The organism is Streptomyces sp. NPDC042259 (assembly GCF_055582085.1).
Window position 1 is genome coordinate 160,541 of record NZ_JBVJDW010000001.1, and the last position, 18,155, is coordinate 178,695.

General features: G+C 70.3%; 14 protein-coding genes and 1 tRNA gene. 10 read left to right on the plus strand and 5 right to left on the minus strand.

Translation table 11 applies throughout. The features are described 5' to 3' along the window. The first annotated feature begins 81 nt into the window (after window positions 1-81). On the plus strand, window positions 82-2,649 hold the full coding sequence (hrpB, locus tag ACZ6MA_RS00770) for an ATP-dependent helicase HrpB (RefSeq protein WP_469429950.1): 2,568 nt from the start codon (window positions 82-84) through the stop codon (window positions 2,647-2,649). 139 nt (window positions 2,650-2,788) lie between these two features. Here hrpB and ACZ6MA_RS00775 read toward each other — a convergent pair whose 3' ends face one another. The 4 genes from ACZ6MA_RS00775 to polA form a co-directional block, all read right to left on the minus strand. Further along, on the minus strand, window positions 2,789-2,980 hold the full coding sequence (locus ACZ6MA_RS00775; RefSeq protein ID WP_469429951.1) for a hypothetical protein: 192 nt from the start codon (window positions 2,978-2,980) through the stop codon (window positions 2,789-2,791). Window positions 2,981-3,084: 104 nt separating this feature from the next. Beyond that, complete coding sequence (gene pgfA / locus ACZ6MA_RS00780; protein WP_469429953.1) at window positions 3,085-4,053, minus strand: cell envelope lipid trafficking protein PgfA; 969 nt, start codon at window positions 4,051-4,053, stop codon at window positions 3,085-3,087. 14 nt (window positions 4,054-4,067) lie between these two features. Next, complete coding sequence (locus tag ACZ6MA_RS00785; protein ID WP_469429954.1) at window positions 4,068-4,202, minus strand: SPW_0924 family protein; 135 nt, start codon at window positions 4,200-4,202, stop codon at window positions 4,068-4,070. Window positions 4,203-4,392: 190 nt separating this feature from the next. Beyond that, complete coding sequence (polA, locus tag ACZ6MA_RS00790; RefSeq protein WP_469431140.1) at window positions 4,393-7,050, minus strand: DNA polymerase I; 2,658 nt, start codon at window positions 7,048-7,050, stop codon at window positions 4,393-4,395. Window positions 7,051-7,283: 233 nt separating this feature from the next. On the opposite strand from polA, the gene ACZ6MA_RS00795 reads away from it, so the two are divergent. The 7 genes from ACZ6MA_RS00795 to ACZ6MA_RS00825 all read left to right on the plus strand — a co-directional run bounded on the left by ACZ6MA_RS00795 (window position 7,284) and on the right by ACZ6MA_RS00825 (window position 16,384). Continuing rightward, entirely contained in the window at window positions 7,284-9,566 is a 2,283-nt protein-coding gene (locus ACZ6MA_RS00795; protein ID WP_469429956.1) for an FdhF/YdeP family oxidoreductase, read from the plus strand. Window positions 9,567-9,651: 85 nt separating this feature from the next. Further along, a complete protein-coding gene (locus ACZ6MA_RS00800) occupies window positions 9,652-10,125 on the plus strand; it encodes a PaaI family thioesterase (protein WP_469429957.1) in 474 nt (157 codons plus the stop codon). Window positions 10,126-10,680: 555 nt separating this feature from the next. Beyond that, on the plus strand, window positions 10,681-11,898 hold the full coding sequence (locus ACZ6MA_RS00805) for a branched-chain amino acid ABC transporter substrate-binding protein (RefSeq protein ID WP_469431141.1): 1,218 nt from the start codon (window positions 10,681-10,683) through the stop codon (window positions 11,896-11,898). A 121-nt stretch (window positions 11,899-12,019) separates the two neighbouring features. Continuing rightward, a complete protein-coding gene (locus ACZ6MA_RS00810) occupies window positions 12,020-12,949 on the plus strand; it encodes a branched-chain amino acid ABC transporter permease (RefSeq protein WP_469429958.1) in 930 nt (309 codons plus the stop codon). A 5-nt stretch (window positions 12,950-12,954) separates the two neighbouring features. After that, a complete protein-coding gene (locus tag ACZ6MA_RS00815) occupies window positions 12,955-14,769 on the plus strand; it encodes a branched-chain amino acid ABC transporter permease (protein WP_469429960.1) in 1,815 nt (604 codons plus the stop codon). Window positions 14,770-14,774: 5 nt separating this feature from the next. Further along, window positions 14,775-15,671: an ABC transporter ATP-binding protein gene (locus ACZ6MA_RS00820; RefSeq protein WP_469429962.1), complete on the plus strand. Its 897-nt coding sequence runs from the start codon at window positions 14,775-14,777 to the stop codon at window positions 15,669-15,671. Continuing rightward, on the plus strand, window positions 15,668-16,384 hold the full coding sequence (locus ACZ6MA_RS00825; protein ID WP_469429963.1) for an ABC transporter ATP-binding protein: 717 nt from the start codon (window positions 15,668-15,670) through the stop codon (window positions 16,382-16,384). Before ACZ6MA_RS00820 ends, ACZ6MA_RS00825 begins: the two co-directional genes overlap by 4 nt. Window positions 16,385-16,442: 58 nt before the next feature. Here ACZ6MA_RS00825 and ACZ6MA_RS00830 read toward each other — a convergent pair whose 3' ends face one another. Continuing rightward, complete coding sequence (locus ACZ6MA_RS00830) at window positions 16,443-17,102, minus strand: ANTAR domain-containing response regulator (RefSeq protein WP_469429964.1); 660 nt, start codon at window positions 17,100-17,102, stop codon at window positions 16,443-16,445. A 99-nt stretch (window positions 17,103-17,201) separates the two neighbouring features. Here ACZ6MA_RS00830 and ACZ6MA_RS00835 point away from each other — a divergent pair. After that, window positions 17,202-17,274, plus strand: a tRNA-Leu gene (locus ACZ6MA_RS00835). Window positions 17,275-17,383: 109 nt separating this feature from the next. Next, window positions 17,384-18,154 (plus strand): transcriptional regulator, encoded by a 771-nt coding sequence (locus tag ACZ6MA_RS00840; protein WP_469431142.1) that lies wholly within the window; start codon window positions 17,384-17,386, stop codon window positions 18,152-18,154. Window position 18,155: the final 1 nt, after the last annotated feature.

Here is an 18,155-nt window from a genome sequence, read left to right on the forward strand (position 1 = left end):
TCCGGCGCTTGAGGACGAAACGGCGGGTGAGCCGCCGACCCACGATCCGGCCGTGCGCGCTGCTGGGCGAGACTGGGCCGTGTGATCCGGACCGAAGCCCTCGACCGCCTCCCCGTACGCGACGTGCTGCCCGCACTGACCCAGGCGCTGGAGGAGCACGGCGTGGCCGTGCTGTGCGCTCCCCCGGGGACGGGCAAGACGACCCTGGTGCCCCTCGTGCTCGCCGGGCTCACCCGGCCCGGCGAGCCCGTCCGGCGTGTCCTGGTCGCCGAGCCGCGCCGGATCGCCGCGCGGGCCGCCGCGCGGCGCATGGCGTGGCTGCTCGGCGAGAACCAGCCGGGAGGGCGGGTCGGCTTCACCGTGCGCGGGGAGCGCCGGGCCGGCCCACGGACCGTGGTCGAGGTGGTCACGACGGGTGTGCTGTTGCAGCGGCTCCAGCGTGACCCCGAGCTGGCCGGCGTCGACGTGGTCGTGCTCGACGAGTGCCACGAGCGTCATCTCGACGCCGATACCTCGGCCGCCTTCCTCCTCGACGTACGGGACACCCTCCGGCCGGACCTGCGGCTCGTCGCGGCCTCCGCCACCACCGACGCGGAGGGCTGGGCGCGGCTGCTCGGCGGCGCGCCGGTAGTGGAGGCCCCGGGCGTCTCGCACCCGGTGGAGGTGGTGTGGGCCCCGCCGGAGCGGCGGGTCCGGCCGCCGCACGGCATGCGGGTGGACCCCGTGCTGCTGGAGCACGTCGCGGGCGTGGTGCGGCGGGCCCTGCGCGAGCGCGACGGTGACGTGCTGTGTTTTCTGCCCGGCGTCGGGGAGATCGCCCGGGTGGCGGGGCGGCTGGGCGGGGCCGAGGCGCTGGGCGCCGAGGTGCTCCAGGTCCACGGCCGGGCCCCGGCCGCCGTGCAGGACGCGGTGCTGGCGGGTGGCTCGGGTGGCCGGCGGGTGGTGCTGGCGACGTCGGTCGCGGAGTCGAGCCTGACCGTGCCGGGCGTACGGGTCGTGGTCGACGCGGGGCTCGCGCGAGAGCCGCGCACGGACCACGCGCGGGGGCTGAGCGCGCTCACGACCGTACGGGCGTCCCGGGCGGCCGCCCGGCAGCGGGCGGGGCGGGCGGGGCGTGAGGCTCCGGGCGCGGTGTACCGCTGCTGGGCGGAGGCGGACGACGCGCGGCTGCCGCGGTTCCCGGCGGCGGAGATCACGGTGGCGGACCTGACGGCGTTCGCCCTGCAGGTCGCCTGCTGGGGCGAGCCGGACGCGTCGGGGCTGGCGCTGCTCGACCCGCCGCCGTCCGGTGCGATGGCCGCCGCGCGCGAGGTCCTCGTGGCCACCGGCGCGGTCTCGGCGGACGGCCGCCCGACGCCGCGGGGCCGGCGGATGGCCCGGGTGGGTCTGCATCCGCGGCTGGCCCGCGCCCTGCTGGACGGCGCGCGGGAGGTGGGCGCGCGCCGGGCGGCGGAGGTGGTCGCGCTGCTGAGCGAGGAGCCGCCACGCGAGTACGGGGACGACCTGGCGGCCGCGTGGCGCTCGGCGCGGCGCGGCGGTGACGCGTACGCCGCGCGCTGGCGGGCGGAGGCCCGGCGGCTGGAAGGCGCGGCCCGCGGCACGGATGACGACGGCAACGGCGACGGTGACGCGCGGGGTGCCGGCGCGGGCACCCCGCACACCGACGACGCCGTGGCCGGGCTCGTCGCCGCGCTGGCGTTCCCCGAGCGGGTGGCGCGGGCGCGGGGTGAGGGGGCGTACCTCATGGCCTCCGGGACGGGGGCCGAGCTGGGCGAGGGGTCGCGGTTGCGCAGCGCGCGCTGGCTCGCGGTGGCCGTGGCGGACCGCCCGGTCGCGGCCGCGTCGGCCCGGGTGCGGCTCGGCGCCGTGATCGACGAGGGCACCGCCCGGGCGGCCGCCGCGGCGCTCCACGCGCGGGACGAGGAGATCGCCTGGTCCGAGGAGCGGCGCGACGTGGTGGCCCGGCGGGTCGAGCGGCTGGGGGCGCTGGAGCTGGCCGAGCGTCCGTTGCCGTCCCCCGACCCGGAACGCGTCGCGGCGGCCCTGCGGGACGGGCTGCGGCGCGAGGGACTGGAGCTGCTGCGCTGGACGCCGGAGGCGGTCGGGCTACGGCAGCGGCTGGCCTTCCTGCACGACGCGCTGGGCGCACCGTGGCCGGACGTGTCCGAGGCGGCCCTGCTGGAGGGCGCGGACGACTGGCTCGGCTGGGATCTGACCCGGGCCCGCAAGCGGGCCGATCTGGAACGGCTGAACGCCGGCACGGCCCTGGAACGGCTGCTTCCGTGGGCGACCGGTGACGCCGCCCGCCTGGACGAGCTGGCCCCGGAGCGGATCGAGGTGCCGAGCGGCTCCCGCGTGCGGGTGGATTACGGGGGTGCGCAGCCCGTCCTGGCGGTCAAGCTCCAGGAGCTGTTCGGCTGGCAGGAGACGCCGCGACTGGCCGGCGGGCGCGTCCCCCTGCTCGTCCACCTGCTGTCACCGGCCGGTCGCCCGGCGGCCGTCACGGCGGATCTGGCGTCGTTCTGGCAGGGCGGCTACCGGTCGGTGCGGGCGGAGTTGCGGGGCCGCTATCCGCGGCATCCGTGGCCGGAGGACCCGTCCACGGCCGCGCCCACGCGCCGGACCAACGCTCGTCGGCCCGGGGCGTAGGCCTCTCCGGCGGATCATGGGGCGCACCACCGCCGAACGGTGGTGTCCTCAATCGCCGGACGCGCCCGCAGGGCGCCTCGCCGCCGCAGGCGGCACCACCGGCCGGTAGCCGTCGAACCGCCGGCCAGGCGAGAGGCGTTCAGGGGAGGTACCTCTCGATGGCGGCGGAGCCCTGTTCCTCCATGAGGCGCTTGGCGGCCTCGACGCGCTCCGGGGTGACGTCCCGGCCGGACGCCATGACCAGATCCTCGGGATCGAACGGCCGCTCTCCCCCGGTGAACAGCCGCTGGGGCCTGGATGCGGTGGACTGGTCCTTAGGACTCTCCTTCACGGTGAGCCTCCTTGATCGGCGTGCCCCTGCCCGGGGCCCGGCGCTCGGGGTTTTCCTCCATCCTGTGCCCGTTCCCCGACAACCGCACGACGATCTCCGCCGAATCAAGCCCGTCCGGCGATTGAGGACGCGCCCGCAGGGCCCCGGCGAGCAACCTCGAGGGCGACCGACAGCGCCAGCAGAGCCGCGCCCAGGGCCAGGAAGCCCCAGGGGAGATACGTGGTGAGCAGCAGCACCAGCTGCCGCTGGGACTTAACGAGCGCGACGGTGTCGTCGGCGTAGTCCGGGCGCATCTTCACATGGCCGGCGAAGGCGGTGATCGGTTTCTTCTCCGGGTGACCGGTCCAGCGCATCTCCGTCCGGTGGAGTTCCTCGGCGTTGACGGGGGCGCCCGTGGTGGGGTCGACCCAGAACATGCGCTTGGTGGTGTACCAGTTCTCCAGGCCGAGCCGGCGGACCGTGTCGGGGCTGATGCCGAGCGGCAGCGTCCGGGGCAGCGGGACCTTGGTCCAGGGGACGGTCTGCTCGAAGTAGTAGACGTCGAGTCCACGGTAGGTGCGGGTGCCCCGGTAGTGGATGGGCGCGGAGGTGCGGGTCTGCATGTCGAAGTACCGGTAGTCGCGCTTCTCGACGAGGAAGGGCCACTTGTACGCGATGCCGTCGCGGCGTACGGGTGTGCCGTCGACGTGTTCACCGCCCGCGTGCACGGGCTGCTGGGTGTGGCCGTCGAAGACATAGCGCTCGGGGATCCGGGAGACCATCTTTCCGTCGGGCCCCGCTATATAGGTGAGGGTGTCCCAGACGACGGCGTCCCGGCCGGTCTCCTTCTTGACCTTCCTGGCCTGCTCCACGTTGCCCTTGAGGGTCTGGATCACGGTGACCTTGGAGACCTTCTTGGGTTCGAGGGTGGCGTAGTCGACGAGGGTGGCGTCCTTCGCCTCCGTGACGACCGCCTGGTAGCGGCCGGCGGGGACCTTCGCCAGCCGCGGGAAGGCGTACCAGCGCAGCAGCGGCGACAGGGCGGCGAAGAAGACGGCGAGGGCGAGGAGGACCAGGCTCGCTGTGCGGCGCATGACGGGCCTCCCGCTCAGGGGTGCGCGGGAGGGGAGGTCAGCAGGGGTTTCGGCGAGGTCTCGCCGTCGGGCGGGCCGAGGGCGGTGAGGGTGAGGACGAGCGCGAGAGCGGCGGCGAGTCCGATGGCCGCGGCGGCCAGTGCGCGCATGCGCGACCTCCCGGAAGCTGATGGGGCGTCAGGGAAAGCGGGTGCGGGCACCGTAGCAACGCCGGGCACGGAGGGGAACACGCGCCGACGAGGGAACTCCCCCACCGACGCCCCGCCGGCCGACACACCACCGCCCCCTCGTCGGCGCGCGGCGAGGGGGCGGTGACGACACCGGCGAAAGGCGGCCGTGTCAGTGCGCGGCGGACTCCCAGTCCCCACCGACACCGACCGACACGTCCAGCGCCGCACGCAGCTCCACTGCCCCCGCCATCTCGCGGCGGACCAGCTCCTCCACCCGCTCGCGCTCGCCCGGGGCGATCTCCAGCACGATTTCGTCGTGCACCTGGAGCAGCATCCGCGACGTGAGCTTCCCGGCCTCCAGAGCCTCGCCCACCCGCAGCATCGCGATCTTCACGATGTCGGCGGCCGTCCCCTGGATCGGGGCGTTCAGCGCCATCCGCTCGGCCATCTCACGACGCTGCCGGTTGTCGCTGTTGAGATCCGGCAGATAGCGACGACGGCCCAGCATCGTCTCGGTGTAACCCGTGGCACGGGCCTCCTCGACGACCCGCTGGAGGTAATCGCGCACCCCGCCGAACCGCTCGAAGAACGTGTCCATCAACCGGCGCGCCTCGTCCGGCGCGATATTCAGCTGCTGCGACAGGCCGAACGCCGACAACCCGTACGCCAACCCGTACGACATGGCCTTGATCTTGCGGCGCATCTCCGGGTCGACCTCGGTCTTCGCGACCCCGAAGACTTGCGAGGCGACCGTGGTGTGCAGGTCCTCACCGGACGCGAACGCCTCGATCAGCCCCGCGTCCTCGGACAGGTGCGCCATCACCCGCAGCTCGATCTGGCTGTAGTCGGCCGTCATTAGCGACTGGAAACCCTCGCCCACCACGAAGCCCCGGCGAATGGCCCGGCCCTCGTCCGTACGCACCGGGATGTTCTGCAGATTCGGGTCGGTGGACGACAGCCGGCCCGTCGCCGCCACCGTCTGGTTGAACGTCGTGTGAATGCGCCCGTCGGGAGCGATGGCCTTGATCAGGCCCTCGACCGTGGACCGCAGCTTCGACTGCTCCCGGTGCCGCAGCATGATCACCGGGAGTTCGTTCTCCGTCTGGGCCGCGAGCCAGGCCAGCGCGTCCGCGTCCGTCGTGTACCCGGTCTTGGTCTTCTTCGTCTTCGGCAGACCCAGCTCGCCGAACAGCACCTCCTGCAGCTGCTTGGGCGAACCGAGATTGAACTCCCGGCCCGCCGCCGCGTGCGCCTCCCGCACGGCCTGCTGCACGGCCGCCGCGAACTGCTGCTCCATCCGCTCCAGCCAGCCCCGGTCCGCGGCGATGCCCGCCCGCTCCAGCCGGGCCAGCATCGCGCTCGTCGGCAGCTCCACATCCGTGAGCAGCTCCGCCGCGCCCACGTCCTTCAGCCGGCCCGTGAAGGCCTCGCCGAGATCGAGGACCGTACGGGCCCGGCCCATCAGGGCATCGGCCTCCGCCTGCTCGTCGGCACCGAAGGCCAGCTGGCCGTCACCGGCGGCGGCCGTGGCCAGCTCGCGGCCCAGATACTCCACCGACAGCGCGTCCAGGGCGAACGAACGGCGCCCGGGCTTGACCAGGTAGGCGGCCAGCGCGGTGTCCATCGTGACGCCCTCGACCGACCAGCCGTGCTCCGCGAAGACCCGCATGGCGGCCTTCGCGTCATGCATCACCTTGGGCCGGGCGGCGTCCGCGCTCCACGCCGCGAACGCCCGCTCATCGGCCTCGTCCAGCTGCGAGGGGTCGAACCAGACCGCCGGCCCCTCCCCCGTCGCCAGAGCGATCTCGGCGACCCGGCCGCTGCCCTGCGACCAGCTGTCGACCATGGCCAGACCCAGCGGGGCCGCGCCGTGCCCGGCCAGCCACGGCGCCAGCTCCCCCGCGCCCAGCACCACACCGTCCACCTCGGCACCGGCGGCCGGAGCGACCTCCTCCGCCTGCTCCGCCCCCGGGTCCGCCGCCAGCAGCCGGTCCCGCAGGCCCTGGTTACGGATCTCCAGCCGCTCCAGGAACGTCGTCAGCGCCAGCCGGTCGTACGGCTCACGGCACAGATCGTCCGGATGCGTCGACAGCGCCACATCACGCACCATCTCGGTGAGCCGGCGGTTCAGCTTGACGGCCTCCAGATGATCACGGAGATTCTGCCCGGCCTTGCCCTTGACCTCGTCGACCCGCTCCACCAGCTCGGCGAACGACCCGAACTGGGTGATCCACTTGGTGGCGGTCTTCTCCCCGACCCCCGGAATGCCCGGCAGATTGTCCGACGGGTCACCGCGCAGCGCGGCGAAATCCGGGTACTGCCGCGGCGACAGACCGTACTTCTCCTCGACCTTCGCCGGCGTGAAACGCGTCAGCTCCGAGACGCCCTTCGTCGGATACAGCACCGTGACCCGGTCACTGACCAGCTGGAAGGAGTCACGGTCACCCGTGACGATCAAAACGTCGAAACCCTCGGCCTCGGCCTCGGTGGCCAGCGTGGCGATGACATCGTCGGCCTCGAAGCCGTCCACCGCGAACCGCCGCACCGACATCGTGTCCAGCAGCTCGCCGATCAGATCGACCTGCCCCTTGAACTCGTCCGGCGTCTTCGAACGCGTCGCCTTGTACTCCGGGAACTCCTCCGACCGCCACGTCTTGCGCGACACGTCGAACGCCACCGCGAAATGCGACGGCCGCTCGTCACGCAACGTATTGGCCAGCATCGACGCGAAGCCGTACACCGCGTTCGTCGGCTGACCGCCGGACGTCGTGAAATTCTCCGCCGGCAGCGCGAAGAACGCGCGATACGCCATGGAGTGCCCGTCCATCAGGAGCAGACGCGGACGGCCTCCCTCCACTGCCTCGGTGCCGGTCGTCTCGTTCGTCTTCGATGCCTTTGCTGCCACGCCCCCGATCCTGCCACGGCCCACTGACAATCCCGGCCACACGCCCGCCCCCGGCACCCCGCCGGACCGCCTCGGCGACCCGGCCGTCAGCGGGCCGTGACAGGATCGCCCCGTACGACTCCACGTACACCCCGACCCGCTCAAGGGGGAGCGAGATGGCAGGCAAGCCGCCCACAGGCGATCCCGTCCAGGACGCACCCGACGTCGCCGCCCCGCAGCACGCCGCCGCCGGGCTGCCCGCGATCGCCCACACCCTGCGCGTCGCGCAGAAACAGATGGGCGTGCGACGCACCGCACTCACCCTCCTCAAGGTCAACCAGAAGGACGGCTTCGACTGCCCCGGCTGCGCCTGGCCCGAGCCCGACAAGCGCCACGCCGCCGAATTCTGCGAGAACGGCGCGAAGGCCGTCGCCGAAGAAGCGACCCTGCGCCGCGTCACCCCCGACTTCTTCGCCGCCCACCCCGTGGCCGACCTCGCCACCCGCAGCGGCTACTGGCTCGGCCAGCAGGGCCGCCTCACCCACCCCATGTACCTCGCCGAGGACGCCGAGACCTACGAGCCGGTGACCTGGGAGCGCGCCTTCGACCTCATCGCCGAAGAACTGCACGCCCTCACCTCCCCCGACGAGGCCCTCTTCTACACCTCCGGGCGCACCAGCAACGAAGCGGCCTTCCTCTACCAGCTCTTCGCCCGCGAGTTCGGCACCAACAACCTGCCGGACTGCTCCAACATGTGCCACGAGTCCTCCGGCTCCGCCCTCACCGAGACCATCGGCGTCGGCAAGGGCAGCGTCCTGCTGGAAGACCTCTATCAGGCCGACCTGATCATCGTCGCCGGGCAGAACCCCGGCACCAACCACCCCCGCATGCTCAGCGCCCTCGAAAAGGCCAAAGCCGGCGGCACGAAGATCATCACGGTCAACCCGCTGCCCGAAGCCGGCCTGGAGCGCTTCAAGAACCCGCAGAACGCCCGCGGCCTCGCCGGCGGCGGCACCCCCCTCACCGACCTCTTCCTCCAGATCCGCCTCGGCGGCGACCAGGCCCTCTTCCGCACCCTGGGCCGCCTCGTCCTCGAAACCGAAGGCGCCCTCGACACCGACTTCATCCGCGAACACACCCACGGCTTCGAGGAATACGCCCGCACCGCCCGCACCGCCGACTGGGACGAAACCCTGCGCGCCACCGGACTGCGCCGCGAGGAGATCGAGGAAGCGCTCCGCATGATCCTCGCCTCCCGGCGCACCGTCGTGTGCTGGGCCATGGGCCTCACCCAGCACAAACACGCCGTCCCCACCATCAAGGAAGTCGTCAACCTCCTCCTGCTGCGCGGCGACATCGGCCGCCCCGGCGCCGGCGTCTGCCCCGTCCGCGGCCACAGCAACGTCCAGGGCGACCGCACCATGGGCATCTTCGAACGCCCCTCCCCCGCCTTCCTCGACGCCCTCGAGAAGGAATTCGACTTCACCCCGCCCCGCGCCCACGGCCTCGACGTCGTCCGCGCCATCCGCGCCCTGCGCGACGGCGACGCCAAGGTCTTCTTCGCCATGGGCGGCAACTTCGTCGCCGCCTCCCCCGACACCGACGTCACCGAGGCCGCCATGCGCCGCGCCCGGCTGACCGTCCACGTGTCCACCAAACTCAACCGGTCCCACGTCGTCACCGGCGCCCGCGCCCTGATCCTGCCCACCCTCGGCCGCACCGAGCGCGACCGGCAGCGCGGCGGCGACCAATTCGTCACCGTCGAGGACTCCATGGGCATGGTCCACGCCTCCCGCGGCCGCCTGGAACCCGCGAGCCCCCACCTGCTCTCCGAACCCGCCATCGTCTGCCGCCTCGCCCGCCGCGTCCTCGGCACCGAGAGCACCACACCGTGGGAAGAGTTCGAGAACGACTACGCGACGATCCGCGACCGCGTCAGCCGCGTCGTCCCCGGCTTCGAGGACTTCAACGCCCGCGTCGCCCGCCCCGGCGGCTTCACCCTGCCCCACGCCCCCCGCGACGAACGCCGTTTCCCCACCGCCACCGGCAAGGCCAACTTCACCGCCGCCCCCGTCGAATACCCCACGGCACCCGAGGGACGACTGCTGCTGCAGACCCTCCGCTCCCACGACCAGTACAACACCACCATTTACGGCCTCGACGACCGCTACCGCGGCATCAAGAACGGCCGCCGCGTCGTCCTCGTACACCCCGACGACGCCCACGCCCTCGGCCTCGCCGACGGCACCTACGCCGACCTCGTCAGCGAATGGACCGACGGCACGGAACGGCGCGCACCGGGCTTCCGGGTCGTCCACTACCCCACCGCCCCCGGCTGCGCCGCCGCCTACTACCCGGAGACGAACGTCCTGGTCCCGCTGGACCACACCGCCGACACCAGCAACACCCCCGCCAGCAAATCCCTGGTCATCAGGCTCGAACAGACGGACCCGGCCTGAGCGCGGGCGGGGCGACCTGGTAGGACGGTTCCTCTGGACAGGTGGTTCGCACCGCGACCACCGAGAACGATCGGAGCCGCGACGCATGGGCGAGCAGATCACGACCACGTTCCCGCAGGAGATCCTGGACGAATGGGCCGGCAGCGGCCTCGACCTGGCCGCCCTGTTCTCCGCCGGGGATCTCGGCAAGCGCATGGGGGTCACCGTCGTGGAGGCGGCCCCCGAGCGCATCGTCGGCACCCTGCCCGTCGAGGGCAACACCCAGCCGTACGGGCTGCTGCACGGTGGCGCCTCCGCCGTGCTCGCCGAGACCCTCGGCTCCGTCGGCGCGATGCTGCACGCCGGCCCGGGACGGTTCGCCGTCGGCGTGGACCTCAACTGCACGCACCACCGCGGTGTGCGCTCGGGCATGGTGACGGGCGTGGCCACCCCCGTCCACCGCGGCCGTTCCACCGCCACGTACGAGATCGTCATCACCGACGAGCAGGACAAGCGCGTTTGCACTGCCCGCCTCACGTGCCTCATCCGTGACAACGAGGGTGCGGACGCGAAGTCCTAGCCTCTCGCCTTGCCGGCGGATCTTCGGCTGACGGCCGGTCTTGCCGCCTGCGGCGGCTTAGCGCCCTGCGGGCGCGTCCTCAATCGCCGGACGGGCTCAATTCGAGCCCGTCCGGCGATTGAGGAGAGAGCACAGCCCCCGCCCACTGATAACGGTGCGTGACATTCCCGCACCACACCCCCCGCAGATCCACTCCGCCCGGACCAGCCCCCGGTGATCTCCCGCAGGCGCAGCCGCACCCCGCATTGGCGACTCCTTAGCGGAACTGCACATTCACGATATCCGGACAGCGGTTATCGCCCGACACACCCCAATCGTCCGGTCAATTCCGCTACACGGACGCCATCGAGTGACCTTCGTCATAACAAGACAGTCACATCATCGACAGCACCTCTGCCCCAGATCGCCGCCCACCCCTAGAGTCACGGCCAGTTACCACCCCGCCGGGCGGTTTTCGCACATCACGCACGCCTTCACCACGCCGCCCGGCAAGCGAACGGCACCTCAGCAGAGGGGGCCTCGCCAGGGAAAGGAAGCACCGTGCGACACCGTTCCTTGCTCATCCTCACCACCGCGCTCACCACCGGGGCCCTCACCCTCAGCGCCTGCGGATCACGCGACGACAGCGGCGGCAACGACACCGGCGGCGGCAAGAACACCACCGTGGTGATCGGCGTGGACGCCCCGCTGACCGGAGATCTCTCCCCGCTCGGCCAAGGCATCAAGAACGCCACCGACCTCGCCGTCAAAAACGCCAACAAGGCCAAGGAAGTCCCCGGCGTCACCTTCGAGATGAAAGCCCTCGACGACCAGGGCCAGCCCACCTCCGGCCAGCAGAACGCCACCAAACTCTCCGGCGACAAGAACGTCATGGCCGCCGTCGGACCGCTCAACTCCAGCGTCGCCCAGTCCATGCAACAGGTCGCCCAGTCCCACGGCATGGCCCTCATATCCCCGGCCAACACCACCCCCGACCTCACTCAGGGCAAGGACTGGAAGCAGAACAACCGTAAGCGCCAGTTCACCACCTACTTCCGCACCTCGACCACCGACGAGGTCCAAGGCGCCTTCGGTGGCCAGTACGCCTACGAAAAGATCAAAGCCAGGACGGTCTACGTCATCGACGACCAGAAGACCTACGGCGTCGGCCTCGCCGCCGCCTTCGCCGCCAAATTCACCGCCCTCGGCGGAAAGGTCGTCGGCACCGAGCACGTGAACCCCGAGGACCGCGACTTCAAGGCCATCGTCTCCAAGGCCAAGAGCACCAACCCCGACCTCGTCTTCTACGGCGGCGAATACCCCGCCGCCGCCCCGCTGAGCCAGCAACTCAAGGACGGCGGCGTAAAAGCCCCCCTCCTCGGCGGCGACGCCCTCTACAGCCCCCACTACATCAACCTCAACAAGAAGGCCGACCGCGACTACGCCACCTCCGTCGGCAAGCCCGTCGAGCAACTCGACTCCGCCAAGAAATTCATCTCCGACTACAAGGCCGCCGGCTACAAGGACGCCTACGAGGCCTACGGGGGCACCGCCTACGACGCCGCCTGGGCCATCATCCAGGCCGTCAAGGCCACCGTCACCGAAAACGGCGGCAAGCTGCCCACCGACGCCCGCGCCAAAATCGTCGAAGCCCTCAACAAGGTCAAGTTCGACGGCGTCTCCGGCCCCGTCTCCTTCGACAAATACGGCGACACCACCAACACCATGATCACCGCCTACCAGGTCGACGGAACCACCTGGAAAGCCCGCCACAGCGCGGAGTACAAGGGCTGATCCCGCCCCGCCCGGCACCACACACCGACAGCCCGGGCCGTGCGGCACGACACCACCCCGCACCCCGCACGGCCCGCGTCGACCGGCCCAGTACCCCTTCTCCCACCACGGAGGCCCGGCGGTGCACGAACTGCCGCAACAGCTGGCCAACGGACTCATCCTCGGCGCGATGTACGGCCTCATCGCGATCGGCTACACGATGGTCTACGGCATCGTCCAGCTCATCAACTTCGCCCACGGCGAGATCTTCATGGTCGGCGGCTTCGGCGCACTGACCGCCTACCTCGTCCTCCCCGACGGCACCGGCCTGCTGCTCGCGCTCCCCCTCATGATCCTCGGCGGCGTCGCCGCCTCCACCGCCATCGCCGTGGCCGCCGAACGCTTCGCCTACCGGCCCCTGCGCGGCGCCCCCCGGCTGGCCCCCCTCATCACCGCCATCGGCCTGTCCATCGCCCTCCAGCAAGCCATCTGGAAGTGGTACCCCGACGCCAAGAAGGCCCGCGTCTTCCCCCAGTTCCCCGGCGACGCCATCGACATCCTCGGCGCCACCGTCCAACGCGGCGAGATCTTCCTCCTCATCGCCGCCCCCCTGTGCATGACCGCCCTCGGCCTCTTCGTCGCCAAGACCCGCACCGGCCGCGGCATGCAGGCCACCGCACAGGACCCCGACACCGCCAAACTCATGGGCATCAACACCGACCGCATCATCGTGATCGCCTTCGCCATCGGCGCCGCCTTCGCCGCGATCGCCGCCGTCGCCCACGGCCTCAAATACGGCCAGATCGACTTCCGCATGGGCTTCATCACCGGCCTCAAGGCCTTCACCGCCGCCGTCCTCGGCGGCATCGGCAACATCTACGGCGCCATGCTCGGCGGAGTCGTCCTCGGCGTCGCCGAAGCCCTCGCCACCGGCTATATCGAGGAGATCCCCGGCATGACCCAGTTCGGCGGCGGGTCCTGGAAGGACGTCTGGGCCTTCGTGCTCCTCATCCTCGTCCTGCTGCTACGGCCCCAAGGCCTGCTCGGCGAACGCGTCGCGGATCGGGCGTGATCCCCATGACCGACAAGAACCCCACCCCCGACTCCCCTCCACAGAAGGCCACTTCACTCATCCCCCTCCCTACCAACATCGCCCGCATCACCACCATCACGGGCGCCACACTCACCATCATCTCCACCTTCCTCGCCTGGACCTGGACCACCGCCTTCCCCGGCAACCTCACCGTCACCGGCTACCCCGGCGGACTCCAGAACATCACCCTCACCGGCGGCATCCTCACCCTCCTCCACGCCCTCACCACCTACCGCCCCCGCGGCCTCCGCTGGCTCACCCCCGCCGGAACCACCGCACCCACCCTCCTCCTCGCCCTCGGCACCCTCGCCACCACCTGGTACACCCTCGGCTCCATCAGCACCCAACTCGGCGGCCTCGCCAACCTCGAACCCGGCGGCCACCTCGCCGCACTCGCCACCCTCCTCACCCTCACCGGCGCCCTCGCCCTCCCCGCCGACCGCCCCTACGACCACCACAGCGACACCAAGCCCCCCACCCCATGGCACCGCTTCCGCCACACCCTCACCCCAGGCCGACCACCCCGCGCCGGCGAACTCCCCACCTGGGCCGAAATCCTCATCATCGCCGCCGCCTTCGCCACCGGCCTCTACGCCTTCACCTACGGCATCGACACCGAATACGGCGAACTCTTCGTCGGCTACCTCCTCCTCGCCTGCTTCACCATCGCCGCCCTCGGCCGCTCCGGACTCACCGCCCGCCTCAGCCACCTCACCGCCAAACACCGCAACACCACCCTCGCCGCCGCCTTCACCGCCGCCGCCTGCTTCCCCCTCACCCAGACCAACGACACCTACAGCAACCTCGCCACCAGCATCCTGATCTTCGCCACCGTCGCCCTCGGCCTCAACGTCGTCGTCGGCCTCGCCGGCCTCCTCGACCTCGGATACGTCGCCTTCCTCGGCGTCGGCGCCTACGCCGCCGCCCTCGTCTCCGGCTCCCCCGAATCCGCCCTCGGCGTCCACTTCCCCTTCTGGGCAGCCGTCCTCACCGGCATCGGCGCCTCCCTCGTCTTCGGCGTCCTCATCGGCGCCCCCACCCTGCGCCTACGCGGCGACTACCTCGCCATCGTCACCCTCGGCTTCGGCGAGATCTTCCGCATCACCATGCTCAACCTCAACGGCACCACCGGACCCGACATCACCAACGGCTCCATGGGCATCCCCAACATCCCCGACCTCGAAATCCTCGGCTTCGAATTCGGCACCACCCACCACATCCTCGGCACCCCCATCGGCCGCTTCGGCAACTACTACCTGCTGATGCTGCTCGCCACCCTCGTCGTCGTCCTCGTCTTCCGCCGCGCCGCCGAATCCCGCATCGGCCGCGCCTGGGTCGCCATCCGCGAAGACGAGACCGCCGCCACCGCCATGGGCATCAACGCCTTCCGCCTCAAACTCCTCGCCTTCGCCCTCGGCGCCGCACTCGCCGGACTCGCCGGCACCGTCCAAGCCCACGTCATCACCACCACCACCCCCGACAGCTACCAATTCGCCGGGACCGTACCCCCCAACTCCGCCTTCCTCCTCGCCGCCGTCATCCTCGGCGGCATGGGCACCATCAGCGGCCCCGTCATCGGAGCCGCACTCCTCTACCTCATCCCGAACAAAATGGAATTCATGCAGGACTACCAACTCCTGCTCTTCGGCCTCGCCCTCGTCCTCCTCATGCGCTTCCGCCCCGAAGGCATGGTCGCCGACCGCCGGAAACAACTCGAATTCCACGAGACCGACCAACTCGCCGTACCCGAACCACGCCTCCCCGAAGGGGCAACCGGCGTCACCAAGGCGGAGGCGTGACCGGCATGACGACCACCCCCACGAAAACCCCGGCCCCCGACGGCACCCACCCCGTACTCCACGCCACCGGCGTCACCATGCGCTTCGGCGGACTCACCGCCGTACGATCCGTCGACCTCACCGTCCACCCCCGCGAAATCGTCGGACTCATCGGCCCCAACGGCGCCGGAAAAACCACCTTCTTCAACTGCCTCACCGGCCTCTACACCCCCACCGAAGGCACCGTCACCTACCGCGACACCGTCCTACCCCCCAAACCCCACCTCGTCGCCCAAGCCGGCATCGCCCGCACCTTCCAGAACATCCGCCTCTTCGCCAATATGACCGTCCTCGAAAACGTCCTCGTCGGCCGCCACACCCGCACCAAAGAAGGCCTCTTCTCCGCCCTCCTCCGCGGCCCCGCATTCCACCGCGCCGAAACCGCCTCCATCCAACGCGCCATGGAACTCCTCGACTTCACCGGCCTCACCGCCAAAGCCGACCACCTCTCCCGCAACCTCCCCTACGGCGAACAACGCAAGCTCGAAATCGCCCGCGCCCTCGCGAGCGACCCCGGCCTCCTCCTCCTCGACGAACCCACCGCCGGCATGAACCCCCAGGAAACCCGCGCCACCCAAACCCTCGTCCGCGCCATCCGCGACCAAGGCATCGCCGTCCTCGTCATCGAGCACGACATGCGCTTCATCTTCAGCCTCTGCGACCGCGTCGCCGTCCTCGTCCAAGGCGAAAAACTCACCGAAGGCACCTCCGACACCGTCCAAGCCGACGAACGCGTCATCGCCGCCTACCTCGGCACCCCCTTCGACGGCGCACCCGGACAGGAAGAACTCGCCGAAGTCGAAGCCGCCGAAGCCCACGCCGACGCCGACACCCACGCCGACCTCACGGAGGACACCCCATGACCCCCCTCCTCGAAGTCGACAACCTCCGCGTCGCCTACGGAAAGATCGAAGCCGTCAAAGGCATCTCCTTCACCGTCGAAGCCGGCCAGGTCGTCACCCTCATCGGCACCAACGGCGCCGGGAAAACCACCACCCTGCGCACCCTCTCCGGACTCCTCAAACCCCTCGCCGGCACCATCCGCTTCGACGGCACGCCCCTCACCGGAACCCCCGCCCACCGGATCGTCGCCCGCGGCCTCGCCCACTCCCCCGAAGGCCGCCACATCTTCCCCCGGCTCACCATCGCCGAAAACCTCCAGCTCGGAGCGTTCCTCCGCAAGGACACCAACGCCATCACCCACGACATCCAGCACGTCTACGAGCTGTTCCCCATCCTCGGCGAACGAGCCGGACAAGCCGCCGGAACCCTCTCCGGCGGCGAACAACAAATGCTCGCCATGGGCCGCGCCCTGATGTCCCGCCCCAAGCTGCTCATGCTCGACGAGCCCTCCATGGGCCTCTCCCCGATCATGATGCAGAAGATCATGCAGACCATCGCCGAACTCAAGGCCTCCGGCACGACCATCCTGCTCGTCGAACAGAACGCCCAGGCCGCGCTCTCCCTCGCCGACCAGGGCCACGTCATGGAGATCGGCAAAATCGTCCTGTCCGGCACGGGGGCCGATCTGCTGCACGACGAGTCCGTACGCAAGGCGTACCTGGGCGAGGACTGATACGCGAAGGGCCCCGTCCGGCCATCGGACGGGGCCCTTCGTGCGGCGCGCCGCGGGACTACTGCTCCTTGGGGGCCGACTGCTTGTTCTGCTTCTCCTGGGCATCCTCGATGACGGCCTCGGCGACCTGCTGCATCGACAGCCGGCGGTCCATCGACGTCTTCTGGATCCAGCGGAACGCGGCGGGCTCGGTCAGCCCGTACTGCGTCTGCAGCACGCTCTTCGCCCGGTCCACGAGCTTGCGCGTCTCCAGCCGCTGGGAGAGGTCCGCGACCTCCTGCTCCAGGGCCTTCAGCTCGGTGAACCGCGAGACCGCCATCTCGATGGCGGGCACGACGTCGCTCTTGCTGAACGGCTTCACCAGGTAGGCCATGGCACCGGCGTCCCGGGCCCGCTCGACGAGGTCGCGCTGCGAGAAGGCGGTGAGCATCAGGACGGGCGCGATGGACTCGGCGGCGATGCGCTCGGCGGCGGAGATCCCGTCGAGGACGGGCATCTTCACATCGAGGATGACCAGGTCGGGCTTGTGCTCCCGCGCCAGCGCGACGGCGGTCTCGCCGTCTCCCGCCTCCCCGACGACGGAGTACCCCTCTTCTTCGAGCATCTCTTTGAGATCGAGACGGATGAGGGCCTCGTCCTCGGCGATGACGACACGGGTGGTGTGGGGAGGGGTGTGCGGCTGCTCGTCGTCGACGGGTGTGGGCTCGGCGGCGGTCACGGGTCTCCTCGCTCAGGACAGGTGGTGCCCCATGAGCCTACCTAGGTCCTGTATGTTTGACGCACAGCGGATCTCCGCTAACCTTGGTTTCATAGGCTAGCCCCGGTAGCCCAGCGGTAGAGGCCATGGATTCAAAACCCATACAGCGTCGGTTCGAATCCGACTCGGGGCACTTTCCCTTTCTTTCCAAGGTCAGCCAGTAATTGGCGATCTTCACTCGCCGTGGCGAACGCACCTTCGAATCGGCGCGCAGCGGCAAAGATCCGACGAAGCTCGTCTGCATGTACGACCTCGCTACACGCAAGCGCGCACTCGCGCTCGTCAGCCACGGCCACAGCCTCAACTCCGTAAGCAAGCGGACCGGCATATCCAGGTCCGCGATACGCGAATGGCAAACGAGGATCGAACCCCTCACTCGCTCGACCGAGTGCTCGATGTGCGACGCCGACCCGCAACCCCCGCAAGATCGCGCCGCATACGCCTACTTGCTCGGCCTTTACTTGGGCGACGGCTGCCTCAGTCTCGGCCGGAGGGGCGTTTACGCCTTACGCATCGCGTGCGCGGACGCCTGGCCCGGACTGATCGACTCCTGCCGGGATGCCATCAGACGTGTTCGCCCGGCAAACCGCGTCTGCACCGTCCGCAAGCAAGGCTGTGTCATGGTCACCAGCACCAGTAAGCACTGGCCCTGCCTGTTCCCCCAGCACGGCCCCGGCAAAAAGCACGAGCGGCTCATCGCGCTCGAACCCTGGCAGGAAGCCATCGTGGACGAGTACCCCTGGGAGTTCATACGCGGGCTCATCCATTCCGACGGCTGCCGGATCACCAACTGGACCACCCGCCTCGTCGGCGGTGAGCGCAAGCGTTACGAGTACCCGCGCTACTTCTTCACCAACAAGTCCGAGGACATCCTCTATCTCTACGCCGACACCCTCGACATCGTCGGCGTCGAATGGACGATGACGCGGCGCGGCAAGGACCCGTTCAACATATCCGTCGCCCGCAAGGACTCCGTCGCCCTCATGGACGCCCACATCGGCCCCAAATACTGAC

Bases quoted from the DNA above. Each gene is read 5' to 3' on its own strand.
- ACZ6MA_RS00820 (WP_469429962.1), top strand. From the start codon at position 14,775: ATGACGACCACCCCCACGAAAACCCCGGCCCCCGACGGCACCCACCCC.
- polA (WP_469431140.1), bottom strand. From the start codon at position 7,050: ATGGACGGGCACTCCATGGCGTATCGCGCGTTCTTCGCGCTGCCGGCG.
- ACZ6MA_RS00825 (WP_469429963.1), top strand. From the start codon at position 15,668: ATGACCCCCCTCCTCGAAGTCGACAACCTCCGCGTCGCCTACGGAAAG.
- ACZ6MA_RS00815 (WP_469429960.1), top strand. From the start codon at position 12,955: ATGACCGACAAGAACCCCACCCCCGACTCCCCTCCACAGAAGGCCACT.
- ACZ6MA_RS00840 (WP_469431142.1), top strand. From the start codon at position 17,384: ATGTACGACCTCGCTACACGCAAGCGCGCACTCGCGCTCGTCAGCCAC.
- pgfA (WP_469429953.1), bottom strand. From the start codon at position 4,053: ATGCGCCGCACAGCGAGCCTGGTCCTCCTCGCCCTCGCCGTCTTCTTC.
- ACZ6MA_RS00785 (WP_469429954.1), bottom strand. From the start codon at position 4,202: ATGCGCGCACTGGCCGCCGCGGCCATCGGACTCGCCGCCGCTCTCGCG.
- ACZ6MA_RS00800 (WP_469429957.1), top strand. From the start codon at position 9,652: ATGGGCGAGCAGATCACGACCACGTTCCCGCAGGAGATCCTGGACGAA.
- ACZ6MA_RS00795 (WP_469429956.1), top strand. From the start codon at position 7,284: ATGGCAGGCAAGCCGCCCACAGGCGATCCCGTCCAGGACGCACCCGAC.